Here is a 17,391-nt window from a genome sequence, read left to right as displayed (position 1 = left end):
ATCCGCCCCTGCGCTGCTACCTGTGCAAGCACGCCCTGTTTTCCTCTCTGGCAGACAAAGCGGCGGAGCTGGGGTTCCCCCTGCTGGCGGACGGCTCCAATCTTGACGACCTGGACGACTACCGGCCCGGACGCAGAGCTTTGCAGGAACTCGGCATCCCGAGTCCCTTTCTGGAAGCTGCCATGGACAAGGCGGATATCCGCCGTCTGGCCTGCCGGCTGGGCCTTCCGGAATCAGTCAGCGGCAAACCGGCCTACGCATGCCTGCTGACCCGGCTGGAGCACAACCGTCCCGTAACGGAAGCCCTGCTGAGACGCGTGGACGCAGCGGAATCTTTCCTGAGGACCCTGGGGCTGAAAGGCTGCCGCGTCCGTGTCCACGGAGACAGCCTGGCCCGCATTGAATTGCCGGAAAAGGAAGGCGACCTGTTCTGGAACAGGAAACTTGCCGCCACCGTGGCGCGCCGACTGCGGGAACTGGGTTTCCGCCACATCACCCTGGATCTGGAAGGATATTCCAGAGGGAGCATGAACGAACCATCATGAATGACATTACCGCCATCCTGCACCAGTTTGAGGAAGGCCGCCTTTCCACGGAGGAAGCGGCGGAAAAAATCCGGGCCGCCACCGCTCCCGCCTCTTCCCACACGGATATTGATTACAACCGCCTGGAACGTACCGGATGCCCGGAAGTCATTTACGGCGCAGGAAAAACGCCGGAGCAGATTGAAGAGATAGCCCGCAGTCTGCTTGCCGCCGGACAAAATGTTCTGGCTACGCGCCTGAGCGGGGAAGCTCTGGACTACCTGACCCGCGCCTTTCCGGCGGACATGCACCCGGAAGCCCGTCTCATGCGCATTGCTCCGAATCCCGTCCCGCGGACGAAGGGTTTCGTCGGCATCGTCAGCGCGGGGACCTCGGACCAATCCGTAGCGGAGGAAGCCGCCCTGACGGCGGAATTTCTGGGCAGCCGTGTAGTCCGGTACCGGGACTGCGGCGTAGCCGGCCTGCACCGCCTGGTCTCCCATCTGGACTCCATTCGCCAAGCTACCGCGCTGGTGGCCGTGGCGGGCATGGAAGGAGCACTTCCCAGCGTGCTGGCAGGCCTGGTAAAGGCCCCCGTAATCGCCGTGCCTACGAGCGTGGGCTATGGAGCCAATTTCCGCGGGGTGACCACCCTGCTCGCCATGATGAATTCCTGCGCCAACGGCGTTTCCGTCGTCAACATAGACAACGGTTTCGGAGCCGGATTCAACGCCCACCTGATCAACAGCCTGGCGTCCAGGCCCTGCTGAGGGGCGCCTCTCCATGACGGAACCTCCGGCATCCGTCATGGACAGATCCGCCGAATGGGCGTTAAATGTTCCGGAAACACCCCTTTCCATCCCTCGTCATGACCAGATTTCCCCTGTTTCGTGCCTTTTCCTGCTCCCTGCTTGCCCTGGCTTCCCAGGCGCTCGGGTGGCAGCCCTCCGGAGAATCCGTCCCCGCCGTCCCTCAGGAATTCCGCGCGGCATGGATATCCACCGTTCATAACATTGACTGGCCCTCCCGTTCCGGCCTCCCCGGAGCAGCCCAGCGCGCGGAGCTGTTGAACATTCTGAATACCTGCGCCCAGTTAAAGCTGAACGCCGTGTTTCTCCAGGTGCGCCCGAATGCCGACGCCCTGTACCGATCTTCTCTGGAGCCATGGAGCCAGTGGCTCTCCGGCCCGGGAGTCAATCCGGGGTATGACCCTCTGGCCTTCGCCATTCAGGAGGCTCACCGCCGCGGCATTGAATTGCACGCCTGGTTCAACCCCTTCCGGGCGAAGGCCAACGTCAAGCATGCCGTAGGCCACAACCATGTTTCCCTCATGCGCCCCGATTTGATGAAACGAACCGGCTCCGTGCTGCTGATGAACCCCAGCGCTTCCGCCTCCCGCGACCACGCGCTGAAAGTTATCATGGACGTCGTGCGCCGCTACGACATTGACGGGGTGCACCTGGACGACTATTTCTACCCCTACCCCACTCCCGGCCGGGCGTGGTCTCCCGCCGCCTTTGGAGACGGGAAATCTCCCTCCCAGCGCCGGAGCTATATCGACGACTTCGTGCAGGACATGTACAAATCCGTCAAATCTTCCAAACCCTGGGTGCGGGTGGGCGTCAGCCCGTTCGGCATCTGGAGGCCGGGCGTTCCCGGCGGCATTGAAGCGGGAGTGGACGCCTACGAGCACCTGGCCTGCGACGCCCGCAAGTGGCTTTCCCGCGGATGGGTGGATTACCTGGCCCCTCAGCTTTACTGGCGCTGCAGCCCGGCCAAGCAGAGCTTTCCCGCATTGATGCAATGGTGGGCAGCCCAGAACTCCAGACGCCCGGTGTGGCCCGGCATTGCCACGGCACGCATCATGAGCAGCGAAGACCCGGGCCGCCCCGCCTCTGAAATAGCGGCTCAGGTCAACTATTCCCGCAGCCTTGCCAGAACCGCCCCCGGGCAATGCTTCTGGAGCATCAAATCCATCATGCGGAATGCAGGAGGCATCCAGAAATACCTGAACAGATTGTATCCCTCCATGGCTGTTCCGCCCGCCATGCCCTGGTGCGGAACCGGCACGCCCGGACAACCGCAGAATTTTTACGTGGCGGACAACGGGTCCACCGTAACCCTCTCCTGGCAGCCGTCCGGCAATCCCTCCCGGAAATGGGCCGTTCAGGCGCGCTACGGCAGCCGGTGGGCCACGCGCATCCTCCTTCCGGGCAGCCAGACCCGCGTAACCCTGCCCAAATCTTTCCTGGGAGATGCGGGGGCTGTCGCCGTCAGGGGCGTCAGCGCCTACGGGGCCCAGGGGCCGGCATCGGCCGTCAAGAGGTAGCAAAGCTTTTCCCCGACCCGCCACCCAGGGAGCATAATAAAACACCCGGGGTTCCAGTTTTTTTGAACAACTCCAAAACAACCCATGTCCAAACTCCCATGGATTCCCGTGGCGCGGACATGAACAGAAGACGTTTTATTGTTCTTTCCTCATTGGCGGCGCTGGGAACAATCAGCCAGGTCCGGGCAGCAGGGCCATTCCTACATTCACAACGCAAGATGACTAAAAAGCAAAATCCCTCCACGATCGGTTATGCCGACGGCAAATATGTGTTACCTCCCCTTCCGTACGCTTACGACGCGCTTGAACCCGTGCTGGATGAAAAGACCGTGCGCATCCACCACGACAAGCATCATGCGGCCTATGTCGCCGGCGCCAATGCCGCGGCTGAAAAGCTCCGTGAAATTGCGGACGGGAAGCTGGACGCTTCCGCCACCACCAACTGGGTGCGCAACTTGTCCTTCAATGTTTCCGGCCATGTTCTCCATACCATTTACTGGACCAACATGACGCCTGATCCCAAAAAAAAGCCGCAAGGTCCTCTGGCAGATGCCATCAAGGAAAAATTCGGTTCTCTGGAAGCCATGATGAAGGAATTCAAGGCGGCCTCCCAGGGCGTGGAAGGTTCCGGCTGGGGCATTCTGGGCGTGGACCCCGTCAGCAAGACGCTGGTAATCTGCGGGGCGGAAAAACATCAGAATCTGGAAATTCCCGGCCTTGTCCCCATCCTCGTCTGCGACGTTTGGGAACACGCTTATTATCTGAAGCACCAGAACCTCCGGGCGGACTATATTGAAGACTTCTGCCGCCTGATCAACTGGGACGATGTGGAACGCCGCTACCAGGAAGCCATGGCTTCCTGACTGTTCTTTGCAAAGGTTATTTTCTTACCCCTGACGGCACGGGCTTCCTTCAGCCCGTGCCGTTTTTTGATATACCTGCATCTCGCTCTTGCATCCGGCGCGGCAATAGGGCATACTGCCGCAGACTAATTATCATTTTCACACGTATGAAAAAAGTTTTCGTCTCCGGTTGCTATGATATTGTCCACGCTGGCCATATCCAGTTTTTTGAAGAAGCCCGTGCTCTGGGCGACTTTCTGATCGTCTCTTTTGCTTCGGAACCCGTGCTGTGGCACCACAAGCAGCGCAAGCCGTCCATTCCGGATGAACACAAAAAAGTTCTGCTGGAAAGCCTGCGCATGGTTGACAAGGTTATTCTGGGTACCGGCATGAAGAAAGGCCTGGATTTTGAAGAGGAATTTCTTCAGGAAAAACCGGACATTCTGGCCGTCACGGAAGATGACCTTTACAGCGATATTAAGAAAGAGCTGTGCGCCCGCGTCGGAGCCGATTATGTGGTGCTTCCCAAAACGCCCCCCAAATTCACTCCCGTTTCCACCACAATGCTGGTGAACCGCATTAAGGCCCCGTCCTCCGTACCTCTTCGCGTGGACTTCGCCGGGGGATGGCTGGACGTGCCCCGCTACTCCAGAAAAGGTTCCTATGTGGTCAACTGCGCCATCACCCCCATGGTTTCCCTCTGCGAATGGCCGTATGAAAAACGTTCCGGGCTGGGAGGCAGCGGCGCGTGGGCCATGTTGGAAGGGCGTGATCCGGTCGCTTCCGAACTCGCTCTGGGCGTCGGCTGGCAGGATCCCGCCGTCATCGCGGAAACGGGGTTGTGCGTATGGCGCTCCGGCAGTTCTCCGGTGCTGGACGTCAAAGGCACGGGCGACTTCCTGGAAGGCAGAATGGCTATTCTATACACGGGCGAGGAACACGACACTCCAAAAATGGCGGATGAACAACGGGACTACGTACGCATCTCCCAATCCTCCCTCATTGCCCGCACCGGAGTGCTGGAACGCAACATCAATACCCTGGCGGCAGGCGTAGCCCTGTATTACAGCGTACAGCTTGACGAAGGAATGCGGCCCCTGCCGGATATTCCCAACGCCCTTGCAAAAAAATACCTGGGGGGCGGCTACGGAGGATATGCCCTGTACCTTTTCCCCTGCCGGGATGATCGCGATCAGGCTGTCAAGGACAACCCGGCAATGAAAAAGGTGGAGCCTTATTGCCGCCAGCTGTTCAAGTAGACTCCCTCTTCCATGTCCCTGATGCGGAACAGCCTGGTTGCCTCCAGCGCTATCTTTGCCTGTCGCCTGACAGGCATGGTCAGGGAAGTTGTGTACACCTCCCTGTTCGGGGCTACCGGGGCCCTGGACGCCTTTTACACGGCTTTCCGCATCCCTAACCTGTTAAGGGACCTGTTTGCGGAAGGAGCTCTCTCCCAATCCTATACCAGCGTAGCCTCCAAAACGAGGGAGGCGCAGGGCGATGCGGCCGCGTGGGAACTGACCAACAAGGTGGCAACCCAGCTTTCCACCCTGATGATCGCTATTGTAACCCTGGGGATTCTGTTTGCGGGGCCCGTCATGGAAGCCCTTTACAGCGGGGATCACTCTCCGGCGGAGCAATTGTTCGCCACGGACCTGAGCCGCCTCATGTGGCCTTTCATCGGCTTCGCCTCCCTGTCCGCCCTCATCATGGGAGCGCTGAACATAGTGGGAGTTTTCGGATTGCCCATGCTGGCCTCCGCCGCTTTCAACGTTACTTCCGTCCTGTTCGGCCTGCTGATCGGATATTTCATTGATCCATCCTTCGGCCCCAAAGCTTTGTATGGTTTTGCCTGCGGCGTTACCATCGGGGGCATGGCCCAGATTGCCGTGCAGCTTCCCAAACTCAGAAAAACCGGCTTCCGCTGGAAACCCAATTTCCGCTGGGACGATCCCCGCATGCGCAAAATCTGGGGGCTGATGCTTCCCTCCGTGCTGGCTTCAGGCGTGACGCAATTCACCATCTTCATCAATACGGGGTTCGCTCTGGATCTCCAAAAAGGCTCCGTCACCGCCCTGACCACGGCGTTCCGCCTCTGGCAGCTTCCCGTGGGGCTCTTCGGAGTAGCGACGGGCATGGTGGTGCTGCCCGCCGTTTCCCGCATGATGGTGGGAGACGGGAGAAACGAAGTGGCCGTCCACATCGCCAAGGGGTTGCGGCTGGTGGCATTCTTTGCGGTACCCGCTTTTCTCATCCTCTCCATCCTGGGAACGGAATTCGTCTCCGCCGTGTACCAGTGGGGGCGCTTTAACCAGGAGGCCGTGCGCTACACGGGGGAAGTGCTGGGGGCCTATTCCCTGGGCCTGCTGGGCTATGCCGGAACCAAGGTGGTGCAGCCCGTCTTCCTGGCTCTTGAAAAACGCTGGGTTCCTCTGATCGCCGCCGCCGCGGCTCTGGCCATCAGCATCGGCCTCAACTACTGTTTTGTCTATATCCTGCATAAAAACGCGGCGTGGCTGGCGCTGACCACCTCCGTAGTCACTACCTTCAATTTTCTCTTTTACTTCCTTTACCTGCGCCGCCAGCTGGGCGGCGCAGACGGACGGACGCTGCTTTCCGGGCTGTCCAGAATCATGGCGGCGGGAATATTGCTGGGTGCGGTGTGCTGGGCAGGCAAGACATGGTTCCTCCAGGGCTTCCTGAACTGGCCCTTCCCGGCCAGAGTGCTGGGGATATCCCTGGTCTGCGGCTGTGCCGGCATCGTTTATCTGGCGGCCGCTTTCCTGCTGAAAACGCCGGAGCTGGAAGCGGTGCGCGCCAAACTCCTGAAACGCTGACGGGAAAATTCCCTTCTACAAAGGGAGAAACGCCCTCCGCAAGAAAAAGAATGGCCGCCGCAAGCATTCTCCTTGCCAGGGGTGCGCTCAGTGAGTAAAGTTTTTCCGCTTATGCGGAGAATAGCCTGTTTTCCGCCAGGGCATCAAAATTTACGACTGCACCACAACAATGGACATGATTTCCCCCAGCATTGCGGCATTGACCCCTTCCCTGACCCTCAAGGTGACCAACCGGGCCAAGGCTATGAAAGCCTCCGGTGAAGAAGTTTACGGTTTGGCAGGCGGTGAACCTGAAATGGACACCCCGGAAAACATCAAACAGGCAGCCATCGAGGCCCTGAACAACGGAGCCACCAAATATACGCCTTCCGCCGGTCTGCCCGCACTCCGCCAGGCCATTGCTGAAAAGCTCAAGAGGGAAAACAACCTGGAATACGATTTCACCCAGATCACTGTGGGAGCCGGCGCCAAGCATGCCTGTTTCAACGCCATCATGGCGACCGTATCCGAGGGAGACGAAGTCATCATCCCCGCACCGTACTGGGTCAGCTATCCGGAAATGGTCCGCATGTGCGGCGGCATTCCCGTCATCGTGGAAACTACGGCGGAAAACGGATGGAAGCTTACCGCCGAACAATTTGAGGAAGCCATGACCCCCCGCACCAAAATGGTCATCCTCACTACCCCGAACAATCCGACCGGAGCCGTTTATTCCGAAGAAGAACTGCGCGCCCTGGGAGAAGTGGCCCTGAGCGAAGACATCCTCATCCTGGCTGATGAAATTTACGAACACCTCGTATATGGAGACACCAAGCACGTCAGCATCGCCTCCCTCAGTCCGGAACTGTACGACCTGACCATCACCATCAACGGCTTTTCCAAGGGCTACGCCATGACCGGCTGGCGCCTGGGCTACTCCGCAGCTCCGGCCGCCATTGCCAAGGCCATCCAGATGATTCAGGACCACACTACGTCCAACGTCTGCACCTTCGCCCAGTATGGCGGTATTGAGGCCCTTACGGGAGACCAGAGTTTCATCAGCGACATGCGCGACGAATACGACATGCGACGCCAATACGTTTACTCCCGCCTCAGCGCCATCCCGAATATCAGCGTTGTGGAACCGCAGGGCGCTTTCTATTTCTTTGTGGACACGAGCAGGCTGGGGCTCACCTCCCTGAACCTGTGCGACAAGCTTCTGGAACGCTACAAGGTCGCGGCCGTCCCCGGCATCGCCTTCGGCAATGACAAGGCCATCCGCATCAGCTACTGCACCACGCTGGACATTCTGAAGGAAGCGCTGGACCGTTTTGAAGAATTCTGCAAGGCGCATTAAAAAACGTTGATCGTCATCAAAAGGCGTTCCGCTTGACGTGGAACGCCTTTTTATTCTTCCGGATTTCCCGCCTGCAGCAAATCTGCGTCAAGGAAATGCACGCCATGCCTCGCAACCGGATTGCCCTGCACGAAAAGACATGATTAAATAAATTCCATATGAATACTCCCGTTCTCAACGACAACCTGCGCGCCGCCACGGAAGCCCTTTGCAACCTGCTCGCCAAGGAAGACAAAGTTGTGGCCTCCAAGGCAAAAATAGGTCTCTTTTTCCAGAATCCTGAAGCAACCAAGCTTTTTGAAGAAGTCAACGCTTACGGCGAAGAACTGCGCAACAAGCACCTGGCCGGGATGCCTCCTACCGAAGAGGAAATTTCCAAGTTCGACACCCTGCGTGAAAACGTCATCAAAAATGATGCGGCCCGCGGCTTCCTGGAAGCGCGCCAGACCATTGACGAACTTCTGAACACCATCAATCATTATCTGGGCATGTCCATTGACCTGGGCCGCGCCCCCACTCCAGAAGAAATAGAGGAAGCCCGCCAGCGCGCCATGAGCGCCCAGTCCTCCTGCTCCTGCGGCGGCCAGTGCGACAAGGAAAATTGTGATTGCGACGGCAAGTGCGACCACGACCACAAGGACGGCGGTTGCGGCTGCGGCAACCATTAAAACAATCTTTCAACTTTTGCCAAACGGCTTCACTCAACAAGTGAAGCCGTTTTTTCTTCCTGAAAACGCACGCAAAGATGTTGTCCTGCACGCCTGCAATTCCCTCCGGGAAACCGGGAGGAATACCGCGCCTCTTTATCGCTCACCGTATTTTTCCAAAGTTCCGATGCCTGCGCAGTACCGTCATGTTGCGTCTTCCCCTCCCCGCCCAAACAGGCAAGATGCTTGAATGGAATAGAAACCCGTGCTAGCCTCACCCTAAGGAATCATGACTTTTTCCAACCGTCCCGCTCCCCTCCCGTTCTTCAAAACGGATTTCCCACTGTTCCTGGCTCCAATGGCAGGAGTGACGGACCCTATATTCCGCACCATCTGCAAGGAACTGGGAGTGGATGTGATGGTGACGGAATTCGTCTCTGCGGAAGGCATTCTCCAGGCATGGGAGAGGAACCGCAGGTACGCAAAGATAGAAAATGCCCACCGCCCCATAGGCATCCAGCTCTTCGGGGCGGACGGAAACCACATGGGAGAGGCGGCCAGAATGATCCTTGACCATGAGAAGCCGGATTTTATCGACATCAACTTCGGCTGCCCGGTTCCCAAAGTGGTTGGCAAAAATGGAGGTTCTTCCCTCCTGAAAGATCTGCCCCTGCTGGCTTCCGTAGCCGGAAGCGTCGTGAAAGCCGTAGGAGAACGAATCCCCGTCACAGCCAAAATACGCATTGGCTGGGATTTCCAGAGCCTGTGCGCCATGGACGCGTGCCGCCTGCTGGAGAATGAGGGAATTTCCATGATTACCATTCACGGACGCACCCGCTCCCAGCAGTATTCGGGGACGGCCAACTGGGACATTATTGACGAATGCGCGCGGGCCATGTCCGTGCCGGTTATCGGGAACGGGGATATTTCCACCCCGCAGGCAGTAGCGTATGTAAAAGAGAATACGGCCGTCAGCGGCGTCATGATTGGTCGTGCGGCCATGGAAAACCCATGGATTTTCGGAGACGCCAAGTATTATCTGCTGCACGGGGCCATGCCGCCGGCCAGAGCCCCGCAGGAAAAGACAAACCTGATTTTGCGGCATGCCCGGATGGCCCTGGAGTCCCGCCATTATGGGGACGAACTTCACACCATGCGCCATATGAGGTCACGAATCCTGGCTTATACGAAGGGATTTCCCGACGCCAAGGAAATGCGCTCCCGCCTGGTGCGCGTATCCAGCATGTCGGAACTGGAAGACCTGCTTTCCAACCTTCCCGGCCAGAAGCCCTGAAAACAGGGAAAATCCCTCCTTCCGGGAGATTCCGCAGGTTCGGGAAACGGCGGAGAGGGAAAGAGTTTTTTTCCTCCTCCGCACACGCCTGAAAAAAAATGCCATTTTGAGGGAAGCTAAGTTGACTTTACGTTCCGAACCTGTCAGAAATAGGGGAGTATCCTGCCGCTCCATTTCGGCAGACTTTCAACAATAGCATCCAGAGATCGACGTGTACTCCAACGAATCATATCTCATCGAACTTCTTACGCAGGCCGGATATCTGAATGAAGAAATTCTTCAGTACGCGCGCAGTCAAAAATCTCCCACCCAGGACCTGGTCGATTTTCTGATTCAGGCCAATTATCTTACGGAAGACGTCATCGCCCAGGTGGCGGCGTCCAACTCCCTTCTCCCCGTTGTAGACCTGGGCGCCATGCACATTCCCCAGGAGGTGCGCGAACTCATCACGCCGGAACTTGCCAGACGTTTCCGGGCTATTCCCATTTCCGACGACGGTTTTTCCATCAACATAGCCATTGACGATCCCCTGAATCTGGAGACGATGGACAGCCTGCCCCAGCTGATGGGACGGGACGTGATTTTCAGCGTCGCCACCCGCAGCGCGGTAGAAAGCCGGTTAAATGAATTTTACCGGGATCTGAGCGTTCCGGAAGAAACCGACGGACTGGAAGGGGAGGACGCTCCCATTATCCGGCTGGTGCAGCAAATGCTGACGGACGCTTTCAAGATGAGGGCCTCCGATATTCACATTGAACCCATGGAAAACAGGCTCCGCATCCGCTACCGCGTGGACGGCAAGCTGGTGGAGATTGCCACGCATCCCAAAAAACTGCTCAGCCCCATCATCGCGCGCCTCAAGGTAATGAGCACCACCATGAGCATTGCGGAAAAACGCATGCCCCAGGACGGACGCATCCAGATGAGCATCGGCGGCAAGCAAATCGACCTCCGTGTTTCCTCCGTCCCCAGCAACCACGGGGAAAGCATCGTCATGCGTATTCTGGATAAATCCGCCCTGGTGCTGGGCCTTCCCCAGCTCGGATTTTTCTCGGATGATGAAGCCGTGTTCGACCGCCTCATCACCCTGCCGGACGGCATTATCCTGGTAACGGGGCCTACCGGCTCCGGTAAGACCACGACCCTCTACGCGTGCCTGAACCACATCAACCGCCCGGATAAAAAAATCATCACGGTGGAAGATCCTGTGGAATATGAACTCTCCGGCATCAACCAGGTCATGGTGAAAGCGGATATCGGCATGACCTTCGCCGCCGCCCTGCGCGCCATGCTCCGCCAGGCTCCCAACATCATTATGATTGGGGAAATTCGAGACATGGAAACAGCCAGTATCGCCATCAACGCCTCCCTGACGGGGCACCTCGTATTCTCCACCCTTCACACCAATGATGCTCCCAGCGCCGTGGCCCGTCTGGCGGACATCGGCATCAAACGCTTCCTGATCGCCTCCTCCGTCCGCGCCATCATGGCCCAGCGTCTCGTCCGCAAGCTGTGTGACCGCTGCAAGGTGGACGGCGCTCTGACGGAAAAGCAGGCGCATACGCTGAACATTGATATGTCCCGTCTTGCCCAGGGCCAAATCAAGGCGCCCCACGGCTGCGACTTTTGCCGCGGCGGCGGATTCAAGGGACGAATGGGCCTGTTTGAAATTTTCGAAATCGACGACGAGGTGCGCCGCATGATTAACGAGAACCTGACTTCCCCCCAGCTGCGCCAGCGCGCCCGGGAACTGGGCATGAGAACCTTGAGAGAAGACGGCGTACGCAAAGTGCTGGCCGGGCTTACTTCTCCGGAAGAAGTGCTGAACGTCACCATGGGAGACGCCAACTGATTTTTCCCCGCTATTCATTCTGCTTATTATGGACACCAACCTCACACTGGAACTTTTTATCGGCCGGGGAATGATCGACAAATCCCTGGCAAAGGACATCAAGGAGGAAATGACCGCCTCCGGCAAGGAACTGCCGGAAGTGCTTGCGGACTTCGGCATTATCGGCAGCAAGGACGACATCTGGCAGATGATCGCCAGCGACCTGGGCACGGAATTTATTACACTGGACAACTTCCAGCCTGACCCGAATGTGCAGAACATGATGCCGGCCACGCTCGTGCGCCTGCACGGGGCGCTCCCTGTCCGGCACGGCCCGGAAGGCCTGTACGTCTGCCTGGTGGATCCCCTGAATCCCCAGACGGTAGAAGACCTGCGCTTCGCCCTCGGCCAGGACATCCATGTTCTGGTAGCGCCGGATTACCAGATTTCCGACCGTATCAATGAACTCTATGGAGGCGAATCCGCCGCCATGTCCGACCTGATGCAGGAACTGAACAACATGCAGGTCAACAATGAGACGGAAGATTCCGCTGCCGCTCCCGTCATCCGCTTTGTGGACCTCGTCATTACGCAGGCCATCAAGGAGAAGGCCTCCGACATTCACTTTGAACCCTTTGAGAAGGAATTCAAAATCCGCTACCGTGTGGACGGCGCCCTGTATGAAATGCAGCCGCCCCCCGTTCACCTGTCTGTGCCGGTCATTTCCCGCGTCAAGGTCATGGCGAACATGAACATTGCGGAACGTCGCATTCCGCAGGACGGCCGCATCGTCAAGCAGATAGGGGACCGTTCCGTGGACATGCGCGTTTCTTCCCTCCCCACTCAGTACGGAGAATCCGTAGTGCTCCGCGTCCTGGACCGTTCTTCCGTCAACCTGAACATGGACAATCTGGGGCTTCCCTCGCATATCCACGAGTATATTCTGGACACAGTCCACAAACCCAACGGCATTTTCATCGTTACCGGCCCCACCGGCGCCGGCAAGACAACCACGCTGTATGCCGCCCTGCGTGAAATCAATACCATTGATTCCAAGGTTCTGACGGCGGAAGACCCCGTTGAATACGACATTGACGGCATCATCCAGATTCCCATCAATGAAGCCATCGGCCTGGACTTCCCAATGGTGCTGCGCGCCTTCCTGCGACAGGACCCGGACCGTATTCTGGTGGGGGAAATGCGAGACATGGCAACAGCTCAAATCGCCATCCAGGCATCCCTGACGGGGCACCTGGTTCTCTCCACCCTGCATACGAACGACTCTGCCGGAGCCATTACGCGACTGGTGGACATGGGGTGCGAACCTTTCCTGGTGGCCGCCTCCCTGGAAGGGGTGCTTGCCCAGCGCCTGGTGCGCACCATCTGTCCGGACTGCCGCACGCCGTATGAACCCTCATCCACCATCCTCTCCCAGCTTGGCGTATCTCCCTATGAATTGGGGGACAAGCACTTTTTCACGGGCCGCGGCTGTGATAAATGCTCCAATTCCGGCTACAGGGGCCGCAAGGGAATTTATGAGCTTCTGGATATTAACGACACCCTGCGTGACATGATTACGGATCGCGCTCCTTCCGTGGTGCTGAAACAGAAAGCCATTGAAATGGGTATGTCCACGCTGCGGGAAGACGGGCTGAGAAATATTTATGACGGCAACACTACTATTGAAGAAGTGCTGAAATATACTTAATGGACAACCGGCGCCATTGCTTCCCCCCTTATTTCAACCACCAAGAAAAAACACTTAAAACATAATATATATGCCTAAATATCAATATACAGCACTTGACCATAAAGGCGACCAGAAAACAGGCGCCCTGGAGGCCAATTCCGAAGCGGAGGCCATGGAAGCCATCCGGGCGCATGGCCTGTACCCCACCCAGATCGTAGAAGCGGGCAAGGGCAAAATTCAGCAGACGCCTGCCGCCAAGAAAAAGGCCAAGGGGGCCAAGAAGCAAAAGGGCAAGCTGGGAGGCAAAATCAAAGCCAAGGCTCTGATGATTTTCACCCGCCAGCTTGCTACGCTGATTGACGCAGGGCTTCCCCTGCTCCAGAGTCTGAACGTGCTGGCCAAACAGGAGGCAAACCCCAACCTGCGCGTAACCATCGAAGCTCTGGGAGATTCCGTTCAAGGCGGCTCCACCTTCTCGGAAGCCCTGGCCCAACACCCCAGAATTTTTGACCGTCTGTTTGTCAACATGGTTAAGGCAGGGGAACTGGGCGGCGTGCTGGAAGTCGTGCTGAACCGTCTGGCGGAATACCAGGAAAAGGCTCAAAAACTGAAAAGCAAGGTGATCTCCGCCATGGTGTACCCCTCCATCGTCCTGTTCATCGCCGTAGGCATTGTGATCTTCCTGATGCTGGTCATCGTGCCCAAATTCAAGGCGATGTTCGCAGAGCAGAATCAGGAGCTTCCCGGTATTTCCGAGTTTGTGTTCGGCATCAGCGACTGGTTCATGGCCGCTCCCTTCTTCGTACCCAATGCCGTCATTCTGGCCGCTGTAGTCGCCATCCTGTACGCTGTCTTCACGGCCATGAGCAAGACGCCCAACGGACGCCGCAAGATTGACTCCGCACTGCTGACAATGCCGGTCATCGGCAATGTCCAGAGCAAAAGCGCCATCGCCCGCTTTGCCCGAACCTTCGGCACGCTGGTGACTTCCGGCGTTCCCATCCTCCAGGCGCTTACCATCACGAAGGACACCGCCGGCAACATGATCGTGGGAGACGCCATCGGCCTCATCCATGACTCCGTCAAAGAAGGCGAATCCGTAGTGACGCCCATGTCCTCCTCCAAGCTTTTCCCGCCCATGGTGATCTCCATGGTGGACGTGGGGGAAGAAACAGGCCAACTGCCGGACATGCTCCTGAAAATCGCGGATGTGTATGACGATGAAGTGGACAATGCCGTGGGAGCCATGACCTCCATGCTGGAACCCATCATGATCGTATTCCTGGCCGTGGTCGTGGGCGGCATTGTGTTCGCCATGTTCCTGCCCCTCCTGCAGGTTATTGAAAAGATGGGGTAACCCGCTCAAGCAGAAGCAGATGAAAAATCACTCCGCATACTGCAGGCTCCGGGAGGCAAAGGGGTTCACCCTCATGGAAATCCTGGTGGTGATGGTGATCATCGTGGTGCTGGCCACGCTGACCATCTCCATTTACACCTGGCTGGAAACCAGAAAGAATGAACAGGCTACGGAATCCATTGTCCGCAAAATTGAAATGGGGCTGGAGAGCTACCACAGCGACCATGACCGCTATCCCTACGGCACGGAAGCTCCCTTCAACAATCACGGCGTAGCCGTGGCCGACGGGGAGGAATACAGCTCCAATGTAGTTTACATGGCCCTGTTCGGCGACCATAAGAATGAGGGTGTCCCTGCCAGGGATACAACCATTTACAATGACGAGCTGAATCCCTCTACGCAGCCCAAAAGCAATCCGACTGTCCGGGAGGTCCATGTGAAAGGCAAGGACGGCAGACCGGTTACCCTTTATATTCTGGCGGATCCATGGGGTTCTCCCTACCGTTACCGCCTGGGCAGCGAACAGTCCATCCCCACCAGAACTGACAAGGCCAGAAACCTGAAAATGGGCAACGGCCTGAATCCGGATTATGATTTCTGGTCTTTTGGAAAAGACGGGGATAGTGATTTGAAAGACCCGCACGCCCCTGAAAACGAAGATGACATCGGCAACCTGCCGAAATTCTGACTTTACCGGTATTTTGCCGCTCACGGCTTCCTTCTCCGGCAGCCTTCCTCCGCCAAAAGGCGGAGGAAGGCTTTGTGCATGCTAGGACTATTTTCTGGTATCCGTACGGCCTCTCAAGTATGATTCGGGCACTGATATGAAACGCATTTCCCTGATCATTCCCTGCCTGAATGAAGAAGAAGCCATTCCGGTGTTCAAGCAAGAAGTAGACCGGGTTTTCAAGGAACGCCTGGAGGGCTATTCCCCGGAACTTATCTTCGTGGACGACGGTTCCACGGACCGTTCCCTTGAAATAATTAAGAAACTGGCGGAATATTCCCCTGAGGTAAAATTCATTTCCTTCTCCCGCAATTTCGGAAAGGAAGCCGCCATCTATGCGGGCCTGGAAGCGGCCACAGGGGATTATGCCGCCGTCATGGATGTGGATCTCCAGGATCCTCCCTCCCTGCTCCCGGATATGGTGAAAGCCATTGAAGAGGAAGGGTACGACTGTGCGGGGACGCGACGCGTCACCCGGCAGGGGGAACCGCCGTTGCGGTCCTTTTTCGCCCGTGCCTTTTACAAGACCATTCACCAGATATCGGATACCCGCATCGTAGATGGAGCCCGGGACTACAAGCTGATGACCCGTCCCGTACTGGAAGCCCTGCTTTCCCTGAAGGAGTACAACCGGTTTTCCAAAGGGCTGTACGAATGGGTGGGGTTCCGGACCAAATGGTTTGAATATGAAAATGTGGAACGTGTGGCAGGACAAACCAAGTGGTCTTTCTTCAAGCTGTTCCTGTATTCCATTGAAGGCATTGTGGCTTTTTCCACCGCCCCCCTGGCGCTGGCCTCCATCATGGGGGTGCTTCTTTCCTTCATCTCATTCCTTTCCATCATTATCTTGACGGTCCGCGAATTAATCTGGCCCCATTCCGCCTACGGCTGGACTTCCCTGGTATGCGTCTTCTGCATGATGGGCGGCATCGTGCTGCTGTGCCTGGGCATTCTGGGCCAGTACCTGGCCAAGACTTATACGGAAGTTAAAAAGCGCCCTATTTACATCGCCAAGGAACGTTCCATCAAGCCTTTTAACTGACCTTGCCCATGGACACAGAACCGGACTTCAGCATCATTACGCCCAGCTATAATTACGCCCGCTACGTGCGGGAATGCATAGAGAGCGTCCATAACCAGAAAGGAGCCACATTTGAACACATCATCCAGGATGCAGGCTCCACGGACGGCACCCTGGATATCCTGCATTCCTATCCTCACCTGAAACTGCATGTGGAGAAGGATTCCGGCATGTCAGAAGGCATTAACCGCGGCTTCCGCAAAGCGCGCGGGAAATGGGTAATGTGGCTGAATACGGATGACCGGCTGCTGCCGGGAGCTCTGGCGGCGGTCAAGGCCTTTGCGGATTCCCGCCCGGATGCGGATATCGTGCACGGAGCATGGAATTTCATCGGGCCGGACGGAGATATCCAACGCGCCATGAAAGCCCTGCCCTACAGCCTGAACATGCACATCTGGTACGGAACCTATCTGGCCTCCACGGCATTGTTCCTGCGCCGGAGCACTACTATTGAAGAGGGGTTTCTGCTGGACGAGCGTTTCCACTATGACATGGACGGGGAATATTACGCGCGCCTGGGCCGTGCCGGAAAGAAATTCGTGCATTACAACAGGCTGCTGGCGGATTTCCGCTGGCATGGCGACAATCTGAGCGCCCCCAACATCGAACGCCGGGACATGGACGCGGAATTAAAGCGCCAGAAGCAGCACGGGGAGGATGCCGCCATCAAGCGCATTTACGGCTATTCCTTTTCCAAGCACAGCTGCAACAATATCATGGACGGCTTCATGCGCGAGGCCTACCGCATGAAAAAGGCCTTCCTTTATCTCACCACTCCTTGGGAAAAGTAATCCGTTCTTTTCTGCTTTTCCCTGCAAAACCGCTGTATTCCCTCTTCATCATCCCATAGGAGGCACAGTTCCGACACGACCAAGGCCGCAACTGCGACAACAGCT

14 protein-coding genes and 1 pseudogene are annotated in these 17,391 nt (G+C 57.2%); all 15 read left to right on the top strand.

All coding sequences use genetic code 11. The features are described from left to right. A pseudogene (locus CI070_RS13655) lies at positions 1-545 on the top strand (ATP-dependent sacrificial sulfur transferase LarE); the annotation flags it as partial. Continuing rightward, positions 542-1,294 (top strand): nickel pincer cofactor biosynthesis protein LarB, encoded by a 753-nt coding sequence (larB, locus tag CI070_RS10860; RefSeq protein ID WP_094135873.1) that lies wholly within the window; start codon positions 542-544, stop codon positions 1,292-1,294. The pseudogene CI070_RS13655 and the gene larB, both read left to right, overlap by 4 nt. 98 nt (positions 1,295-1,392) lie before the next feature. Beyond that, the gene (locus CI070_RS10855) at positions 1,393-2,853 is read left to right on the top strand and encodes a glycoside hydrolase family 10 protein (protein ID WP_094135872.1); all 1,461 of its coding nucleotides are present in this window, start codon (positions 1,393-1,395) and stop codon (positions 2,851-2,853) included. A 218-nt stretch (positions 2,854-3,071) separates the two neighbouring features. After that, positions 3,072-3,716, top strand: a complete 645-nt coding sequence (locus CI070_RS10850) for a superoxide dismutase (RefSeq protein WP_094135884.1) — start codon at positions 3,072-3,074, stop codon at positions 3,714-3,716. Positions 3,717-3,862: 146 nt separating this feature from the next. Then, positions 3,863-4,954 carry an adenylyltransferase/cytidyltransferase family protein gene (locus CI070_RS10845; protein ID WP_094135871.1) on the top strand — a complete coding sequence of 364 codons (1,092 nt, stop codon included), beginning with the start codon at positions 3,863-3,865 and terminating at the stop codon, positions 4,952-4,954. 12 nt (positions 4,955-4,966) lie between these two features. Further along, positions 4,967-6,532 (top strand): murein biosynthesis integral membrane protein MurJ, encoded by a 1,566-nt coding sequence (gene murJ / locus CI070_RS10840; protein ID WP_094135870.1) that lies wholly within the window; start codon positions 4,967-4,969, stop codon positions 6,530-6,532. A 169-nt stretch (positions 6,533-6,701) separates the two neighbouring features. Continuing rightward, a complete protein-coding gene (locus tag CI070_RS10835; protein WP_094135869.1) occupies positions 6,702-7,868 on the top strand; it encodes a pyridoxal phosphate-dependent aminotransferase in 1,167 nt (388 codons plus the stop codon). A 158-nt stretch (positions 7,869-8,026) separates the two neighbouring features. Next, positions 8,027-8,536 carry a YlbF family regulator gene (locus tag CI070_RS10830; protein WP_094135868.1) on the top strand — a complete coding sequence of 170 codons (510 nt, stop codon included), beginning with the start codon at positions 8,027-8,029 and terminating at the stop codon, positions 8,534-8,536. Positions 8,537-8,804: 268 nt separating this feature from the next. Beyond that, complete coding sequence (dusB, locus tag CI070_RS10825) at positions 8,805-9,809, top strand: tRNA dihydrouridine synthase DusB (protein ID WP_094135867.1); 1,005 nt, start codon at positions 8,805-8,807, stop codon at positions 9,807-9,809. 211 nt (positions 9,810-10,020) lie between these two features. Then, the gene (locus CI070_RS10820; protein ID WP_094135866.1) at positions 10,021-11,661 is read left to right on the top strand and encodes a GspE/PulE family protein; all 1,641 of its coding nucleotides are present in this window, start codon (positions 10,021-10,023) and stop codon (positions 11,659-11,661) included. 28 nt (positions 11,662-11,689) lie between these two features. Continuing rightward, entirely contained in the window at positions 11,690-13,348 is a 1,659-nt protein-coding gene (locus CI070_RS10815; RefSeq protein ID WP_094135865.1) for a GspE/PulE family protein, read from the top strand. A gap of 70 nt (positions 13,349-13,418) precedes the next feature. Continuing rightward, complete coding sequence (locus CI070_RS10810) at positions 13,419-14,687, top strand: type II secretion system F family protein (protein WP_094135864.1); 1,269 nt, start codon at positions 13,419-13,421, stop codon at positions 14,685-14,687. 19 nt (positions 14,688-14,706) lie between these two features. Then, complete coding sequence (locus CI070_RS10805; RefSeq protein WP_094135863.1) at positions 14,707-15,375, top strand: prepilin-type N-terminal cleavage/methylation domain-containing protein; 669 nt, start codon at positions 14,707-14,709, stop codon at positions 15,373-15,375. Between the two features lie 136 nt (positions 15,376-15,511). Then, positions 15,512-16,456, top strand: coding sequence for a glycosyltransferase family 2 protein (locus tag CI070_RS10800; RefSeq protein ID WP_094135862.1), 945 nt, complete (start codon positions 15,512-15,514; stop codon positions 16,454-16,456). Positions 16,457-16,464: 8 nt separating this feature from the next. After that, complete coding sequence (locus CI070_RS10795; RefSeq protein WP_143245539.1) at positions 16,465-17,286, top strand: glycosyltransferase family 2 protein; 822 nt, start codon at positions 16,465-16,467, stop codon at positions 17,284-17,286. The last annotated feature ends 105 nt before the right edge of the window (positions 17,287-17,391 follow it).

It is taken from the genome of Akkermansia muciniphila, from assembly GCF_900184965.1.
GTDB classification, from domain to species: Bacteria; Verrucomicrobiota; Verrucomicrobiia; order Verrucomicrobiales; family Akkermansiaceae; genus Akkermansia; species Akkermansia muciniphila_A.
This window is presented reverse-complemented; position numbering and strand designations above follow the sequence as displayed.